The 14,926-nt window shown below is 71.3% G+C and carries 15 protein-coding genes; 13 read left to right on the top strand and 2 right to left on the bottom strand.

Annotation, left to right across the window (positions count from 1 at the left end; genetic code table 11):
• Positions 1-14: 14 nt before the first annotated feature.
• The 3 genes from AB0K28_RS04730 to AB0K28_RS04740 all read left to right on the top strand — a co-directional run bounded on the left by AB0K28_RS04730 (position 15) and on the right by AB0K28_RS04740 (position 5,115).
• Positions 15-869, top strand: a complete 855-nt coding sequence (locus tag AB0K28_RS04730; protein ID WP_364365111.1) for an ABC transporter ATP-binding protein — start codon at positions 15-17, stop codon at positions 867-869.
• Positions 866-2,425, top strand: coding sequence for a hypothetical protein (locus AB0K28_RS04735; protein ID WP_364365114.1), 1,560 nt, complete (start codon positions 866-868; stop codon positions 2,423-2,425). The genes AB0K28_RS04730 and AB0K28_RS04735 overlap by 4 nt, the downstream gene beginning before the upstream one ends.
• 68 nt (positions 2,426-2,493) lie before the next feature.
• Entirely contained in the window at positions 2,494-5,115 is a 2,622-nt protein-coding gene (locus AB0K28_RS04740; protein ID WP_345396384.1) for a phosphoenolpyruvate carboxylase, read from the top strand.
• Positions 5,116-5,167: 52 nt separating this feature from the next.
• Here AB0K28_RS04740 and fdhD read toward each other — a convergent pair whose 3' ends face one another.
• Positions 5,168-6,019 (bottom strand): formate dehydrogenase accessory sulfurtransferase FdhD, encoded by an 852-nt coding sequence (gene fdhD, locus AB0K28_RS04745; RefSeq protein WP_364365117.1) that lies wholly within the window; start codon positions 6,017-6,019, stop codon positions 5,168-5,170.
• Between the two features lie 38 nt (positions 6,020-6,057).
• Between fdhD and AB0K28_RS04750 the strand changes: the two genes are divergently transcribed.
• The 8 genes from AB0K28_RS04750 to AB0K28_RS04785 all read left to right on the top strand — a co-directional run bounded on the left by AB0K28_RS04750 (position 6,058) and on the right by AB0K28_RS04785 (position 12,354).
• Entirely contained in the window at positions 6,058-6,879 is an 822-nt protein-coding gene (locus tag AB0K28_RS04750; protein WP_345396390.1) for a biotin--[acetyl-CoA-carboxylase] ligase, read from the top strand.
• A gap of 59 nt (positions 6,880-6,938) precedes the next feature.
• Positions 6,939-7,451, top strand: a complete 513-nt coding sequence (locus AB0K28_RS04755) for a PH domain-containing protein (protein WP_345396393.1) — start codon at positions 6,939-6,941, stop codon at positions 7,449-7,451.
• A gap of 91 nt (positions 7,452-7,542) precedes the next feature.
• Entirely contained in the window at positions 7,543-8,628 is a 1,086-nt protein-coding gene (locus tag AB0K28_RS04760; protein ID WP_364365122.1) for an S-(hydroxymethyl)mycothiol dehydrogenase, read from the top strand.
• Positions 8,628-9,248 (top strand): MBL fold metallo-hydrolase, encoded by a 621-nt coding sequence (locus AB0K28_RS04765; protein ID WP_364365125.1) that lies wholly within the window; start codon positions 8,628-8,630, stop codon positions 9,246-9,248. The genes AB0K28_RS04760 and AB0K28_RS04765 overlap by 1 nt, the downstream gene beginning before the upstream one ends.
• Before the next feature lie 141 nt (positions 9,249-9,389).
• The gene (locus tag AB0K28_RS04770) at positions 9,390-9,566 is read left to right on the top strand and encodes a (2Fe-2S)-binding protein (protein ID WP_345396402.1); all 177 of its coding nucleotides are present in this window, start codon (positions 9,390-9,392) and stop codon (positions 9,564-9,566) included.
• Positions 9,567-9,590: 24 nt separating this feature from the next.
• Positions 9,591-10,076: a bacterioferritin gene (gene bfr / locus AB0K28_RS04775; protein ID WP_345396405.1), complete on the top strand. Its 486-nt coding sequence runs from the start codon at positions 9,591-9,593 to the stop codon at positions 10,074-10,076.
• A 328-nt stretch (positions 10,077-10,404) separates the two neighbouring features.
• A complete protein-coding gene (locus AB0K28_RS04780; RefSeq protein WP_012888073.1) occupies positions 10,405-11,073 on the top strand; it encodes a response regulator transcription factor in 669 nt (222 codons plus the stop codon).
• A gap of 3 nt (positions 11,074-11,076) precedes the next feature.
• Positions 11,077-12,354: an ATP-binding protein gene (locus AB0K28_RS04785; RefSeq protein WP_364365129.1), complete on the top strand. Its 1,278-nt coding sequence runs from the start codon at positions 11,077-11,079 to the stop codon at positions 12,352-12,354.
• On the opposite strand, the gene AB0K28_RS04790 is transcribed toward AB0K28_RS04785, so the two are convergent.
• Positions 12,338-12,820, bottom strand: a complete 483-nt coding sequence (locus tag AB0K28_RS04790; RefSeq protein ID WP_345396408.1) for a GtrA family protein — start codon at positions 12,818-12,820, stop codon at positions 12,338-12,340. The two genes, AB0K28_RS04785 and AB0K28_RS04790, sit on opposite strands and share 17 nt — an antisense overlap.
• A 304-nt stretch (positions 12,821-13,124) precedes the next feature.
• On the opposite strand from AB0K28_RS04790, the gene AB0K28_RS04795 reads away from it, so the two are divergent.
• Together AB0K28_RS04795 and purE are read left to right on the top strand one after the other, a co-directional pair.
• Positions 13,125-14,273 carry a 5-(carboxyamino)imidazole ribonucleotide synthase gene (locus AB0K28_RS04795; RefSeq protein ID WP_364365132.1) on the top strand — a complete coding sequence of 383 codons (1,149 nt, stop codon included), beginning with the start codon at positions 13,125-13,127 and terminating at the stop codon, positions 14,271-14,273.
• Between the two features lie 71 nt (positions 14,274-14,344).
• The gene (purE, locus tag AB0K28_RS04800; protein ID WP_345409543.1) at positions 14,345-14,821 is read left to right on the top strand and encodes a 5-(carboxyamino)imidazole ribonucleotide mutase; all 477 of its coding nucleotides are present in this window, start codon (positions 14,345-14,347) and stop codon (positions 14,819-14,821) included.
• The last annotated feature ends 105 nt before the right edge of the window (positions 14,822-14,926 follow it).

The following is a 14,926-nucleotide window of genomic DNA, read 5'->3' on the forward strand; positions in this document are numbered from 1 at the left end:
CCTAGAGTGGTTCCATGACGGACGCCGTACGCACGCACGCCCTGTTCAAGCGCTACGGGCAGCAGATCGCCGTCGCCGGCGTCGATCTGGCCGTCCCCGCGGGCAGTTTCGCGGGGCTCGTCGGGCCCAACGGAGCCGGCAAGACGACCACGCTCAGCATGATCACCGGCCTGCTGCGCCCCGACGGCGGCGTCGCCGAGATCGCCGGCCACTCCGTCTGGCACGACCCGGTCGCGGTCAAGGCCCGCATCGGCGTGCTGCCGGAGGGGCTGCGGCTGTTCGAGCGGCTGTCGGGGCGCGAGCTGCTGATCTACAACGGCCGCCTGCGCGGCATCCCCAGAGCCGACGTCGAGGAGCGCGCGAACGAGCTGCTCGCCGTGATGGACCTCACCGCCAGCGCCGACAAGCTGGTCGTCGACTACTCCACCGGCATGCGCAAGAAGATCGGCCTGGCCGCCGCGCTGCTGCACAACCCGTCGGTGCTCTTCCTCGACGAGCCGTTCGAGGGCGTCGACCCGGTCAGCGCCAACACGCTCACCGAGGTGCTGCGCCGCTACACCGCCTCAGGCTCCACCGTCATCTTCTCCAGCCACGTGATGGACCTGGTCGAGCGGCTGTGCGACTGGGTGTCGGTGATGAGCGCGGGCCAGATCGTGGCGCAGGGCCCATTAACGGACGTACGCGGTGCGCGCAGCCTCAACGAGGCGTTCCTCGACCTGGTCGGTGGCGCTCCCGGCGGGGGCGAGGCGGGCCTCGCCTGGCTCGGCTCCCAGTCCGGCCGAACGCCCGGCCAAGCCCCAGGCCGAGCACCCGGCCAGGCCCCAGGCCGAGCACCCGGCCAAGGCCCCGATCAGGGGCCCGCGTCATGAGCACGGTCGCGCTCTTCGCGCAGCTCAAGCTGCGCCTGCTGGCCGGCAACCTGCGCGGCGACCTGCAACGCAAGATCGGCTTCCTGTTCACCCTCGTCGTAGCGGCCGGCCTGGCCGTGCTCGGCTTCTTCCTCATGAGCCTGCTGCGGCTGGCACCGCCCGACGTCGCCGCCTCGCTCGTCACCCTCGCCTTCGCCGCCCTGCTGCTGGGCTGGATGATCGTGCCGCTGCTGGCGTTCGGCCTGGACGACACGCTCGACCCGGCCAAGCTGGCGCTCCTGCCGCTCGGCACGCGCAAGCTGGCGGTCGGCATGTTCACCGCGTCCGTCACCGGCGTCTGGCCGGTCGCGCTGCTCGTCATCACGCTCGGCGCGCTCGTCGGCCTGGCTTCCGGGCCGGGCGGCTGGCTGATCGGGCTGCTCGCGGTGCTGGTGCAGTTCGCGCTCTGCGTGGTGGCGTCCCGGCTGATCACGACGGCACTGTCCAGCGCGCTGCGCACCCGGCGCGGGCGTGACGTGCTGGCCGTGGCGGCGCTGCTGGTCGTCCTGCTCGCGCAGCTGCCCAACCTGCTCGTCAACCGCGGCTTCGGCGACCCCGTCGCGCTGCTGCACGGCCTGGCCGGCGTGCTGCGCTGGACGCCGCCCGGCATGCTGGCCCACGCGATCACCGACGGCGGGCTGCTCGGGCTCGGCGAGGTGGCGCTGGTCGCGCTGGTCGCCGTGGCGGTGGCGGTGCTGTGGATCAAGGCGCTCAGCCGGGCCCTGGTCACGCCCGACGTCTCCACCCAGGCGGCCTCCGTCCGCAGGGAGAGCGGCCTGGCCGACCGGTTCCTGCCCGACGGCCCGCTGGCCGCCGTGGTGACCAAGGAGCTGAAGTACATCAGGCGCGAGCCCCGCTACCGCATCGGGTGGTTCAGCGCCATCGTGGTCACCGTCATCCTGGCGTTCTCGCTGACCAACCAGGGCGGTGGCGGCTTCGGCACGCCGATCGGGCTGACCGCGCTCGGCGCCGGGATGATCGCCCTGCAGTCCGTCAACGCGTTCGGCATCGACGGCCGCTCCATGTGGATGAACGCCGTCGCGTTCGGCACCGAGCGCGGCCTGGCCGCCGACCTCGCGGGCCGCCACCTCGCCAACGCGCTCATCGCCGTGCCGCTGCTGACCGTGACCGCCGTGGGCTCCTCCCTGTACGTCGGCCACCCCGAGGCCATCCTGCCCGCCGCGCTCGCCGGGTGGGGCGTGCTCGGCGTCGGGCTCGGGGTGGGCTCGGTGAGCAGCGTCGTGCTGCCGTACACGGTGCCCGACCGGATGAACGCCTTCACCGGCGCCGCCCCCGGCCAGGGCGGGCAGGCGTTCGCCTCGGCGGCGGGCGCCATGGTCGCCGTCGCGGTGCTCGTGCTGCCGTTCGTGGTGCCGCTCGCGTTCGGGCTCACCTGGATCACCGTGCTCGCGCCCTTCTACGGGCTGCTGCTGGAGACGCTCGGGCGGCGGCTGGCCGCCAGGGTCGGCTTCCGCCGTACGCCGGAGCTGCTCGCGGCGGTCTCGAAACCCACCTGACCAGTGGTCTAGTCCAATACCTGAGACCGGTCTACGTCCGCGAAATCCGACTCGCTACCCTTCGAAACATGATTGACCAGGGGCTCGAGCGTCGCAGTGCCGCCGTAACCGAGATGCCGGACGAGCTACGCCACGATGTGCGCATGCTCGGCAAACTGCTCGGCCAGGTGCTCGCCGAGCAGGGCGGCGAAGACCTGCTGGCCGATGTCGAACGCTTGCGCAAAGCCGTCATCTCGGCGCGCAAGGGTGAGATCTCGGCCGACGTGATCACCGAGATGGTCGCCGGATGGGAGATTGAGCGGGCCGTGGCCGTGGCCCGCGCGTTCACCTGCTACTTCCACCTGGCCAACCTGGCCGAGGAGCACTACCGCATCCGTACGCTGCGGGAGCGCGACGCCGAGGGCCGGGTGCAGCGCGAGTCGCTCGCGCAGGCCGTACAGGAGCTGGGGCACGAACGGGTCGGCGAGCTGCTGGAGGGCCTTGAGCTGCATCCCGTGCTCACCGCCCACCCCACGGAGGCCCGCAGGCGTGCCGTCGTCACCGCGATCCAGCGCATCAGCGGCCAGCTCACCGAGTACAACGCGCCAGGACGCGGCGCCTCCGAGCGCGCCGAGAACAAGCGGCGCATGCTGGAGGAGATCGACCTGCTGTGGCGTACGGCCCAGCTCCGCTCCTCCAAGCTCGACCCGCTCGACGAGGTGCGCACCGCCATGGCCGCCTTCGACGAGACGCTCTTCCGTACGGTGCCGCAGGTCTACCGCTCGCTCGACGCGGCGCTCGACGAGCGCACCGGCACCCGCCCGCCGCAGGCCAGGCCCTTCATCAGGTACGGCAGCTGGATCGGCGGCGACCGCGACGGCAACCCCAACGTCACCGCCAAGGTCACCCGCGAGACCGTGCAGATCCACTCCGAGCACGTGCTGACGGCGCTGGAGACCGCCTGCAGCCGCATCGCCCGCACGCTGACCGCCTCCGCCCAGTTCGCGCCGCCCTCGGCCGAGCTGCGCGCCCGGCTCGCCGCGTCCGTGGACGCCCACCCCGACGTGGTGTCGGAGCTGGCGACCCGCTCGCCGCGCGAGCCGCACCGGCAGTGGCTGCTGTTCGTGGCCGCCCGCATCGCCGCCACCCACCGCCGCGACCTCGACCTCGCCTACCGCTCACCCGACGAGCTGCTCGCCGACCTCCGGCTGGCCCAGGAGTCGCTGGCGGCCTCCGCGCCGCGCCAGGCGTACGGGGAGCTGCAGCACCTCATCTGGCAGGTGGAGACGTTCGGCTTCCACCTGGCCGAGCTGGAGGTGCGCCAGCACTCCCAGGTGCACGCGGCGGCCCTGGAGGAGCTGCGCGCGGGCGCGGAGCCGTCGGAGCGCACCGAGGAGGTGCTCGCCACGATCCGGGTGATCGGCTGGATCCAGGAGCGCTTCGGCGTCAAGGCGTGCTCCCGCTACGTGGTCTCCTTCACCCGCACGGCCGACGACATCGCCGCAGTCCACGAGCTGGCCCGCCACGCGCTCGGCGACCGCGCGCCGGTGCTCGACGTGGTGCCGCTGTTCGAGTCGGGCGAGGACCTCGCCAACTCGGCCCGCGTGCTGACCGGCATGCTGGACATCCCGCAGGTGCGGCAGCGGCTCGCCGACACCGGCCGGCGCATGGAGATCATGCTCGGCTACTCCGACTCGGCCAAGGAGCTCGGCCCCGCCGCCGCCACGCTGCGGCTGTACGAGGCGCAGGAGGCGCTGACCGCCTGGGCCGCCGAGCACGACGTCAAGCTGCGCATGTTCCACGGCAGGGGCGGCGCGCTCGGCCGCGGCGGCGGCCCGGCCAACCGCGCGGTGCTGGCCCAGGCGCCCGGCTCGGTCGCGGGCCGGTTCAAGGTCACCGAGCAGGGCGAGGTCATCTTCGCCCGCTACGGCCACATCGCCATCGCCCGCCGGCACCTGGAGCAGGTGGCCAACGCGGTGCTCATGGCCTCGTCGCCCACCGTGAGCGAGCGCACGGCCGCCGCCGCCGAGCGCTTCCGCGGGCTGGCCGAGCAGGTGGCGACCGCCTCCGAGCAGGCGTATCGGGCGCTGACCGAGGCACCCGGCTTCCCCGAGTGGTTCGGCCTGGTCAGCCCGCTGGAGGAGATCGGCACGTTGCGGCTCGGCTCCCGCCCGGCGCGGCGCGGGCTCGGCGCGCCCCGCTCGCTGGACGACCTGCGGGCCATCCCGTGGGTGTTCGCCTGGGCGCAGACCAGGGTCAACCTTCCCGGCTGGTACGGCCTCGGCACCGGCCTCGCCTCCGTCGGCTCCGTCGACGAGCTGCGGGCGGCGTACCAGGAGTGGCCGCTGTTCAACGCGCTGCTGGACAACGCCGAGATGTCGCTGGCCAAGACCGACCGCTCGATCGCCAAGCGCTACCTCGCGCTGGGCGGGCGGGAGGACTTCAGCAGGCAGGTTCTGGAGGAGTACGACCGCACCCGCGAGCTGGTGCTGCGCGTCACCGGGCACACCCGGCTGCTGGAGAACCGCAAGGTGCTCAGCAGGGCCGTGCAGCTGCGCGACCCGTACGTGGACGCGCTGTCGCACCTCCAGCTCCGCGCCCTGCGCGCGCTGCGCACCGGCAACCCGTCGGAGCAGGAGCGCGATCGGCTGTCCACGCTGCTGCTGCTGTCGGTCAACGGGGTCGCGGCCGGCCTGCAGAACACCGGCTGATCGTCAGGTGAGCCCGTGCCGGGAACGGCACGGGCTCACACCAGAACGGGGCTCACGCCTGGACGCGTTCGGCGCCCGCGTACACGTTGCAGCGCTCGCCACGCAGGAAGCCCACCAGTGTCAGGCCGAACTCCCTGGCCAGCTCCACCGCCAGCGACGACGGCGCCGACACCGCGCACACCACGGGCACGCCGGCCGCCAGCGCCTTCTGCATGATCTCGTAGCTGGCCCGGCCGCTCACCATGAGCACGTGCTCGGCCAGCGGCAGCCGCCCGGTCAGCGCCGCCCAGCCGGTCAGCTTGTCCACGGCGTTGTGCCGGCCGACGTCCTCGCGCACCGCCACCGGCGTCCCGTCGGCCGCGAACAGGCCCGCCGCGTGCAGGCCGCCCGTCTTGCCGAACACGCCCTGGGCCCGCCGCAGCGCGTCGGGCAGCGCGTACAGCAGGTCGGGGGAGAGCTCGAGCCGGCCGCGCGGCACCGGGCGGCAGCGGTCGCGCAGCGCGTCGAGGCTGGCGGAGCCGCACACGCCGCACGCGCTAGAGGTGAGGAAGTGCCGGTCGAGCGCGGGCAGCTCGGGGATGGGGCCGTTCAGGCGCACCGTCACGGTGTTGTAGCGCGCCTCGGGCGGTAGGTCCTCGTCCGTGCAGTACGCGATCGCCGCGATGTCACCCGGCCCCGCCAGCCCCTCGCTGTGCAGGAACCCGGCCGCCAGCTCGAAGTCGTGGCCCGGCGTGCGCATGGTGATGGCGACCGTCCTGCGGGCGCCGTCGGGCGCGGTGAGCCGGATCTCCAGCGGCTCCTCCGTCGCCAGGTCGTCGCGCCGGTCGCGGCCCGACGCGCCGGACAGCTCCCTGACGCGGACGCGGGTGATCGGCCCTGGCCGCGTGACCTCACCGGTAGGCATGCTCATCCCTCCGTCCTACCCCCTGCGAAGATAGGGGGATGCCCGACTCACGCTACTCCGACCTGGAGCGCCCGCCCCTGTCCGAGGCGGCGCTCAACCGCGCCCTGGTCCGCCCCGGCTCGCTGTGGACCGCGCTCACCGTCGTCGACAGCACCGGCTCCACCAACGCCGACCTGGCCGCGGCGGCCCGCGACGGCGCGCCGGAGGGCACGGTGCTGGTCGCCGAGTCGCAGCAGGCGGGCCGCGGCCGGCTGGGCCGCGCCTGGTCGGCGCCGCCGCGCTCGGGGCTGACGTTCTCGATCCTGCTCAGGCCGACGGTGCCGGTGGCGGCGCAGGGCTGGCTGTCCCTCCTGTACGGCGTCGCCGCCGCCTCCGCCGTACGCCGCCTGGCCGAGGTCGACGTCCGGCTGAAGTGGCCCAACGACCTGCTGATCGGCGAGCGCAAGCTGGCCGGGGTGCTGGCCGAGCGGGCCGACGACGCCGTGATCATCGGCATGGGCCTGAACGTCTCGCTCCGCGAGGACGAGCTGCCCGTCGAGACCGCCACGTCGCTGGCCGTCGAGAAGGCCGCCTGCGCCGACCGCGACCCGCTGCTGCGGGCCGTGCTGCGCGAGGTCGAGAGCCACTACCGCGAATGGACGCAGGCCGGCGGCGACGCCGAGGCGTCCGGGCTGCGCTCGGCCTACCTGGCCTCCAACGCCACCATCGGCCGCAGGGTCAGGATCGAGCTGCCCGGCGACCGCACGCTCACCGGCCTCGCGACCGGCGTCGACCTGGCCGGTCACCTGCTGGTGGAGGCGGGCGGCGAGCGCCACACGCTGAGCGCCGGCGACGTCGTGCACGTCAGACCGGCGGGGTGATCAGCCCGGTTCGTCCGGTGGCATGGCAGGCCGGTGGCGTTGGTGGCACGATACGGGCCATGACCATTCCCGACCACCATCTGACGCAGGGTGAGCGGCGCGTCCGGTCCTTCCACCCCCACTGGAAGCGGCTCGTCGTCCCCTTCATCGCGCTGGTCCTCATCGCCGCCGCGTCCGGCGCCGCGATCTACTTCATCCCGGGCGACTTCGAGTACGCCTCCTACGCCAGGATCGCGGTGGCCGTCATCGGGCTCATCCTGCTGACGATCTGGTCGTTCGTGCCTTACCTGCAGTGGAAGAACACCGGCTACGTGCTCACCACCCACCGCTTCACGATCAGCACGGGCGTGCTCAACAAGTCGACCGACGAGATCCCGATCGCCAAGGTCAACACGGTGAGCTCCGACCAGACCTTCCCCGAGCGGCTGCTCGGCTGCGGCACGCTGACGGTCGAGTCGGCGGGCGAGCGCGGCGAGATCGTGCTGCGCGACATCCCGAAGATCCAGGACGTCCGCACCGACCTGTTCCGCCTCGTGGAGGACGCCTCCGACGGCGAGATCGACGGCCGCTGACCGCGCGCCGCCGGTCCGTGTGAGAAGTGGTCCCGGCGTGGTCGAGCCCTATGTCTTGCGGAGATCATCCTCCTGACACAAGATGGCTGGCATGCCGTACGAAGTGCAGGGCGTCGTCGCCCGGGGCAAGGGCCAGGAAGTTTCGCTCGAGACGGTGCTCGTGCCGGACCCAGGTCCGGGCGAGGCGGTGGTGAATGTGCAGGCCTGCGGCGTGTGCCACACCGACCTGCACTATCGGGAGGGCGGGATCAGCGACGACTACCCGTTCCTGCTCGGCCATGAGGCGGCGGGCGTCGTCGAGGCGGTCGGCCCCGGCGTCACCGAGGTCGAGCCGGGCGACTTCGTCATCCTCAACTGGCGCGCGGTGTGCGGTCAGTGCCGGGCCTGCCTGCGCGGCCGTCCGTGGTACTGCTTCAACACCCACAACGCCACCCAGAAGATGACGCTCAAGGACGGCACGGAGCTGTCGCCGGCGCTCGGCATCGGGGCGTTCCTGGAGAAGACGCTCGTCGCGGCCGGCCAGTGCACGAAGGTCTCATCCGAGGCGCCCGCGCAGGTCGCGGGCCTGCTGGGGTGCGGCGTGATGGCCGGGCTCGGCGCGGCGATCAACACCGGCGGCGTCACCCGCGGCGACAGCGTGGCCGTCATCGGCTGCGGCGGCGTCGGCGACGCGGCCATCCTCGGCGCCTCGCTGGCCGGCGCGAGCCGGATCATCGCCGTCGACGTGGACGACCGCAAGCTGGAGTGGGCCCGCCAGTTCGGCGCCACCCAGACGGTCAACTCCCGCGCGAACGACCCGGTCGCGGCCATCCGCGAGCTGACCGGGGGCAACGGCGCCGACGTGGTGGTCGAGGCGGTGGGCAGGCCCGAGACGTACGAGCAGGCGTTCTACGCCCGCGACCTGGCCGGCACGGTCGTGCTGGTCGGCGTGCCGACCCCCGAGATGCGCATCGACCTGCCGCTGCTCGACGTGTTCGGCCGCGGCGGCGCGCTGAAGTCCTCCTGGTACGGCGACTGCCTGCCCTCGCGCGACTTCCCGATGCTCATCGACCTGTTCCTGCAGAACCGCCTGCCGCTCGACAAGTTCGTCTCCGAGACGATCGCGATCGACCAGGTCGAGGAGGCGTTCGCGAAGATGCACAGGGGCGAGGTGCTGCGTTCGGTGGTGGTCTTCTGATGATCGACCGGGTCATCACGTCGGGCACGTTCTCGCTGGACGGCGGCACATGGGACGTCGACAACAACGTCTGGCTGGTCGGCGACGCCCGCGAGGTCGTGGTCATCGACGCGGCCCACGACGCGGCGGCGATCGCCGAGCGGGTGGGCGGCCGCGCGGTGCGGGCCATCGTCTGCACCCACGCGCACAACGACCACATCAACGCCGCCCGCGACCTGGCCGAGCGCACGGGCGCGCCGATCCGGCTGCACCCGGCCGACCAGGTGTTGTGGGAGCAGGTCTACGGGCCTGAGGTGGCGTACGAGCCGCTGGGCGACGGCGACAAGCTGACCGTGGGCGGCATCGCGCTGCAGGTGCTGCACACGCCGGGGCACGCGCCAGGCGCGATCTGCCTGTACGCGCCCGACCTGGGCGCCTTGTTCAGCGGCGACACGCTGTTCAAGGGCGGCCCGGGGGCGACCGGCCGGTCCTACAGCTCGTTCGAGACCATCATCGACTCGATCAAGGAGCGGCTGCTGACGCTGCCGCCGGAGACGGTCGTGCACACCGGCCACGGCGACTCCACCTCGATCGGCGCGGAGGCCCCGCACCTGGAGGAGTGGATCGCGCGCGGCCACTGATCGGCGGCAGGCCCTTCACCTGCGGGGATAGACGACTGTGACCGAACCAACGTAGGCATGCCTAACCTCAGTGGGCTATCTTAGGTGTGCCTTACCTAAGGCTGTCCCCCGGTTGTCCCTACGTGAAAGGCCTGCCCCCGCATGTACGTGTGCATCTGTCGTGCCGTGACCGAGAACGAGGTGCACGACTGCATCGCTGAAGGGGCGACCAGCGCCAAGCAGATCCGCGACACCACTGGTGCCGGTGGTGACTGTGCCCGTTGTGTACGGAAGATCTGTGCGATCCTGAAAAGGTCTCAAGAACTGACGACCGCATGACCGGATAGCGATGAGGGGCCCGTTATGCAGGGCGACAAGCAGATCATCGAGCTGCTCAACGAACAGCTGACCGCGGAGCTGACCGCGATCAACCAATACTTCCTGCACGCCAAGATGCAGGAGAACTGGGGTTACACCAAGCTCGCCAAGCACACCCGCGACGAGTCCTTCGAGGAGATGCGCCACGCCGAGCGGCTCACCGACCGCATCCTCTTCCTCGAGGGCCTGCCCAACTACCAGCGCCTCGGCACGCTGCACATCGGCCAGACCGTCCCCGAGCAGCTCCAGGCCGACCTGGAGGTGGAGCTGGCGGTGGTGCAGCGCCTGCGGCCGGCGATCCAGCTGATGCGCGAGAAGGGCGACATCACCTCGGCCAACATCTTCGAGGACATCCTCAAGGACGAGGAAGAGCACATCGACTACCTGGAGACCGAGCTGGAGCTCATCCAGAGCCTGGGCGAGCAGCTCTACCTGGCCAGGTACACCGAGCCGCGCTCGTACGACGACTGACGCGCCCGGCCCCTCGGGGCGCGCCGCATCCCCTCGGCCGCGCGCCCCGGCGTCCGGCGCGCTCTCAGGGCGCGATATACGGAAATCAGCGGCATTTCCGCTTGATCGAAAATCCGATCGTTATGTGGAGAAACGCCGAACCCCGCGAGGTTGCGGCGTTCACGAGCGGGCATGACCACCCGATGACTCCCGCCCCACGGGCCCCGGTGTTTTAATCACCACCTACCGTATTTTAGCTGTGTTTGCCCAGGTCAATGGATAGGTCAACGACGAGTCAAACCGCGCGCTGTGCCCGGGAAACGATCGCCTAAGGTCCTACGATCGCTTTATGACCTGCGTTCTTCTCGCCGAGGATGACACCTCGATTTCCGAGCCGCTCGCGCGCGCCCTGCGCCGCGAGGGCTATCAGGTCGAGGTGAGTCCCGATGGTCCTCAAGCGCTTGAGAGGGCCCTTTCGGGCGGCATCGACCTCATTGTTCTCGACCTTGGCCTGCCGGAGATGGACGGCCTCGAGGTCGCCCGCCGGATCCGCGCCGAAGGCCACGGCACTCCGGTCCTGATACTCACGGCACGTGTCGACGAGGTCGACACCGTCGTCGGCCTCGACGCCGGCGCCGACGACTACGTGACGAAACCGTTCCGCCTCGCCGAGCTGCTCGCCAGAGTGCGGGCGCTGCTGCGGCGTGGCACATCCGAGACCCCGGTCGTCCAGGGGGTGCGCATCGACGCCGACTCGCGCCGCGCCTGGATGGGGGACAAGGAGCTGCATCTGACCACCAAGGAGTTCGACCTCCTCCGGGTGCTCGTCCGCGACGCCGGCAAGGTCGTCACCCGCGAGCAGATCATGCGCGAGGTGTGGGACACCAACTGGTGGGGCTCCACCAAGACGCTCGACATGCACATCTCCTGGCTGCGTCGCAAGCTGGGCGACGACGCCGCCAAGCCGCGTTACATCACCACGGTCCGGGGGGTCGGCTTCAGGTTCGAGCGCGAGTAGGAGATGCGCCGCCGACTGCTCTCCTCCACTCTGCTCGTCGCGGTCATCGCGGTCCTGCTGCTGGGGGTCCCCCTGGGCGTCGTCGTCAGCCGTCTGATCGTCGATGAGGCGGCTCAGGAGCTCGGGGCTGAGGCCAAGCGTCTCGTGGGAGAGGTGGAGTACGCCCGCGTCCAGGAGGCGCCGCTCGACCCCCAGCAACTGGAACAGAAATACCCGGGCAGATTCATTCAGATCTGGGAACGCGGAACCCCCCTGAGGGTGACCGTCGTCGGCGACCCCCCGCCGTCGGGTCACCTCATGACCGAGGACGCCCAGACCAACACCGGTGTCTACGTACGCATCAGCCGCGACCGCGACCAGGTCGAGCAGGACGTACGGGCTCGCCTGCTGCTCATCGTGGCCCTCGCCGGCGCCGCGCTGGCGGTCGCCGTGAGCCTGGCCGTCGTGCAGTCGCGGCGGCTCACGCTGCCCCTGCAGGACCTGGCGAAGATCGCCGACCGGCTGGGCTCAGGAGACGCGCGGCCGAGCAAGCACCGCTACGGCATCCCCGAGCTCGACCGCGTGGCGCAGGTGCTCGACCGCAGCGCCACCCGCATCTCCGACCTGCTCACCCGCGAGCGCGAGTTCGCCACCGACGCCTCCCACCAGCTCCGCACCCCCTTGACGGGGCTGACGATGCGTCTTGAGGAGATCGTGGCCTCATCCGACGAGCCCGAGGTCGTCCGCGAGGAGGGCGAGGCGGCGATCGTGCAGGCCGAGCGGCTCACCGCGGTCATCGACGAGCTGCTGGCCGCGGCCCGCCGACAGCGGCACGCCCAGGCCGAGCCGGTGGCCGTGGACGAGGTGCTGGTGCAGCAGATGACCGAGTGGGAGCCGGTGTTCAAGGACGCGGGCCGCGTGCTGCAGCTCGAAGGCACACGCGAGCTCAAGGCGATGGCCACCACCGGCGGCTTCGGCCAGGTCATCGCCTCGCTGCTGGAGAACTCCCTGCGGCACGGCGGCGGCGCCGTCACCGTCACCACCACCTGCGGCGACAACTACGTGGTGATCGAGGTGGCGGACGAGGGCCCCGGCATCGCCGACGACATCGCCCCCAAGATCTTCGACAGGAACGTCAGCGGCGGCGGAGGCACCGGCCTCGGCCTGACGCTGGCCCGAGCGCTGGCCGCCGCCGACGGCGGCCGGCTGGAGCTGGTGCGGCGCAGGCCCGCGACGTTCGCCATCTTCCTGCGGCCGGCCGACGACGACGGCCGCAACAGGGTGGTCAGCGGTCCTGCCTGACGCCACCCTCAGGCAGCTCCACCGGGATCGGCTCGGTGGCCTCCAGGAACACCCACTTCTTGTACGACCAGTAGCGGAACAACGTGCCGAGCCCGACGCCCACGATGTTGGCGATGTTGAAGCTGAGCGTGTCGTGCAGCCCGAGCGTGTAGGTGGTGAAGCCGATCGTCAGCATGCCGAACAGCAGGGCGATGCCGTTGAGCAGGAAGAACAGGAAGTATTCGCGGCCCAGCCCGCTCTGCTCGCGGTGGCGGAAGGTCCAGAAGCGGTTGCCCAGGTAAGCGAAGGTCGTGGAGATCGTCGTCGCCACGACCTTGGAGGTCAGCGGGCCCAGGCCGACCACGACGTTGAAGAGGTTGAGCAGACTCGTGTCGAGGACGAACGCGACCGCCCCGATGCTGCCGAACTTGGCCAGCTCGTGCACGAGGGACGCGAACCGCTCGTAGAGCCGCTTGGCGAATGTCACGTCTCTGCTCGGTCCTTCCTTGTCGAGCTGACCCACTCAGCGTACCGGCCACGATGAGGGCCGGACGTCAGGCGTACGAACATACCCCGCAAAGAAGGTCTGTAGAAATATCGCCCTATGTGCGGCATACCCGTTAAAGAGGCATTACGCTGCCATGCAGTTCGAGGGCACGCGAATCGCTGGGCGGTCGTGCCTGCGAGGCAACCCGGAACGGCCGTCCAGCCCCCTGACGAGTGCGGACGTTGACCCGGAAGGTCCAGGGCCGGGCGGGGTAAGTGGTTGCGTCCCGGTAAGCTCGCCTGACGTGAGTGCCATCAGCCCCATCGGACCGGTCGTCGGCATCGTCGGCGCGGGCCAGCTCGCCAGGATGTCGCAGCCGCCCGCCATCGCGCTCGGTGTCGAGCTGCGGGTGCTGGCCAACACTCCTGAGGAGAGCGCGGCCCGGGTCATCGTCGACACGCGCATCGGAGACTATCGCGATCTTGAGGTGCTCCGGGCGTTCGCGCAGGGCTGCGACGTCGTCACGTTCGACCACGAGCACGTCCCCACCGAGCACATCAAGGCCCTGGTCGCCGACGGCCACACCGTGCGGCCCGGCGCCGAAGCCCTCGTGCACGCCCAGGACAAGGCGGTCATGCGCGAGCGGCTCAGCGCGATCGGCGTGCCCTGCCCCGCCTGGCGGCGGGTCCCGTCCGCCGGCGACGCCACCGCCTTCGCCGACTCCCACGGCTGGCCGGTCGTGCTCAAGGCCGTACGCGGCGGCTACGACGGGCGCGGCGTGTGGGTGTGCCGCACGCCCGAAGAGGTCGCCGAGGCGTTCGCGACCGGCGTCGAGCTGATGGCCGAGGCGTTCGTCCCGTTCGAGCGTGAGGTGTCCGTGCTGGTCGCCCGCTCGCCCCACGGGCAGGGCGTCAGCTACCCCGTCGTCGAGACCGTGCAGCAGGACGGCATCTGCGTCGAGGTCATCGCGCCCGCCCCCGACCTCGACCCCGAGGCGGCCGCGCGGGCCCAGCACATCGGCCTGCAGATCGCCCACGAGCTGGGCGTGACCGGGCTGCTGGCCGTCGAGATGTTCCAGACCGCGCGCGGCTTCGTGGTCAACGAGCTGGCCATGCGCCCCCACAACAGCGGCCACTGGACGATCGAGGGCGCCACCACCTCGCAGTTCGAGCAGCACCTGCGGGCCGTGCTCGACCTGCCGCTCGGCTCGCCCCGCATGACCGCGCAGGTCGTCGTCATGGCCAACCTGCTCGGCGGCGACGACCCCGACCTGTTCAAGCGCTACGAGCACGTGCTCGCCCACGATCCCGGCATCAAGCTGCACTTCTACGGCAAGGAGGTGCGCCCGGGCCGCAAGATCGGCCACGTCACCGCGCTGGGCTCCAACCTCGACGAAGTACGCGCCCGCGCCCGCCACGCCGCCGTCTACCTCATGACCGGGGAGTACACATGAGCACGGGCTCCACCACGGGTCCCGCTACGGGCCCCGCCACGGGCCCCGCCACGGGCACTGTCGGCATCGTCATGGGCAGTGACTCGGACTGGCCGGTCATGAAGGCCGCTGCCGAGGCGGTCGCCGAGTTCGGCGTGCCGTTCGAGGCCGACGTCGTCTCGGCGCACCGCATGCCGGTCGAGATGATCGACTACGGTCGCCAGGCCGCGTCCCGGGGCGTCAAGGTGATCATCGCCGGCGCCGGCGGGGCCGCCCACCTGCCCGGCATGCTGGCCTCCGTCACGCCGCTGCCGGTCATCGGGGTGCCGGTGCCGCTCAAATACCTCGACGGCATGGACTCCCTGCTGTCCATCGTCCAGATGCCGGCGGGGGTGCCCGTCGCCACCGTCGCCGTCGGCGGCGCCCGCAACGCCGGCCTCCTCGCCGTCCGGATCCTGGCCGCCTCCGATGAGGGGTTGCGGGCGCGGATGGAGGAGTTCCAGGTGCGGTTGAAGGAGCAGGCGTACGCGAAGGGCGAACGCCTGCGCGCCGAGGCCGCCGACCTCTGACCCCTCCAGCACGCCCCCGGCCCGCACCGCGCCGTCCCACGCGAGACCCCGGCCACGCCGCCAGTCGCGTCCGCGCACGCCGCCAGTCGCGTCCGCACACCGCCC

The sequence above is a fragment of the Nonomuraea sp. NPDC049504 genome (assembly GCF_040676845.1).
GTDB classification, from domain to species: Bacteria; Actinomycetota; Actinomycetes; order Streptosporangiales; family Streptosporangiaceae; genus Nonomuraea; species Nonomuraea salmonea.

Coding starts and splice junctions, on each gene's coding strand:
- fdhD (WP_364365117.1), bottom strand. CDS start 6,019: ATGCCTACCGGTGAGGTCACGCGGCCAGGGCCGATCACCCGCGTCCGC.
- AB0K28_RS04750 (WP_345396390.1), top strand. CDS start 6,058: ATGCCCGACTCACGCTACTCCGACCTGGAGCGCCCGCCCCTGTCCGAG.
- AB0K28_RS04765 (WP_364365125.1), top strand. CDS start 8,628: ATGATCGACCGGGTCATCACGTCGGGCACGTTCTCGCTGGACGGCGGC.
- bfr (WP_345396405.1), top strand. CDS start 9,591: ATGCAGGGCGACAAGCAGATCATCGAGCTGCTCAACGAACAGCTGACC.
- AB0K28_RS04735 (WP_364365114.1), top strand. CDS start 866: ATGAGCACGGTCGCGCTCTTCGCGCAGCTCAAGCTGCGCCTGCTGGCC.
- AB0K28_RS04740 (WP_345396384.1), top strand. CDS start 2,494: ATGATTGACCAGGGGCTCGAGCGTCGCAGTGCCGCCGTAACCGAGATG.
- AB0K28_RS04755 (WP_345396393.1), top strand. CDS start 6,939: ATGACCATTCCCGACCACCATCTGACGCAGGGTGAGCGGCGCGTCCGG.
- AB0K28_RS04760 (WP_364365122.1), top strand. CDS start 7,543: ATGCCGTACGAAGTGCAGGGCGTCGTCGCCCGGGGCAAGGGCCAGGAA.
- AB0K28_RS04785 (WP_364365129.1), top strand. CDS start 11,077: ATGCGCCGCCGACTGCTCTCCTCCACTCTGCTCGTCGCGGTCATCGCG.
- AB0K28_RS04730 (WP_364365111.1), top strand. CDS start 15: ATGACGGACGCCGTACGCACGCACGCCCTGTTCAAGCGCTACGGGCAG.
- purE (WP_345409543.1), top strand. CDS start 14,345: ATGGGCAGTGACTCGGACTGGCCGGTCATGAAGGCCGCTGCCGAGGCG.
- AB0K28_RS04780 (WP_012888073.1), top strand. CDS start 10,405: ATGACCTGCGTTCTTCTCGCCGAGGATGACACCTCGATTTCCGAGCCG.
- AB0K28_RS04770 (WP_345396402.1), top strand. CDS start 9,390: ATGTACGTGTGCATCTGTCGTGCCGTGACCGAGAACGAGGTGCACGAC.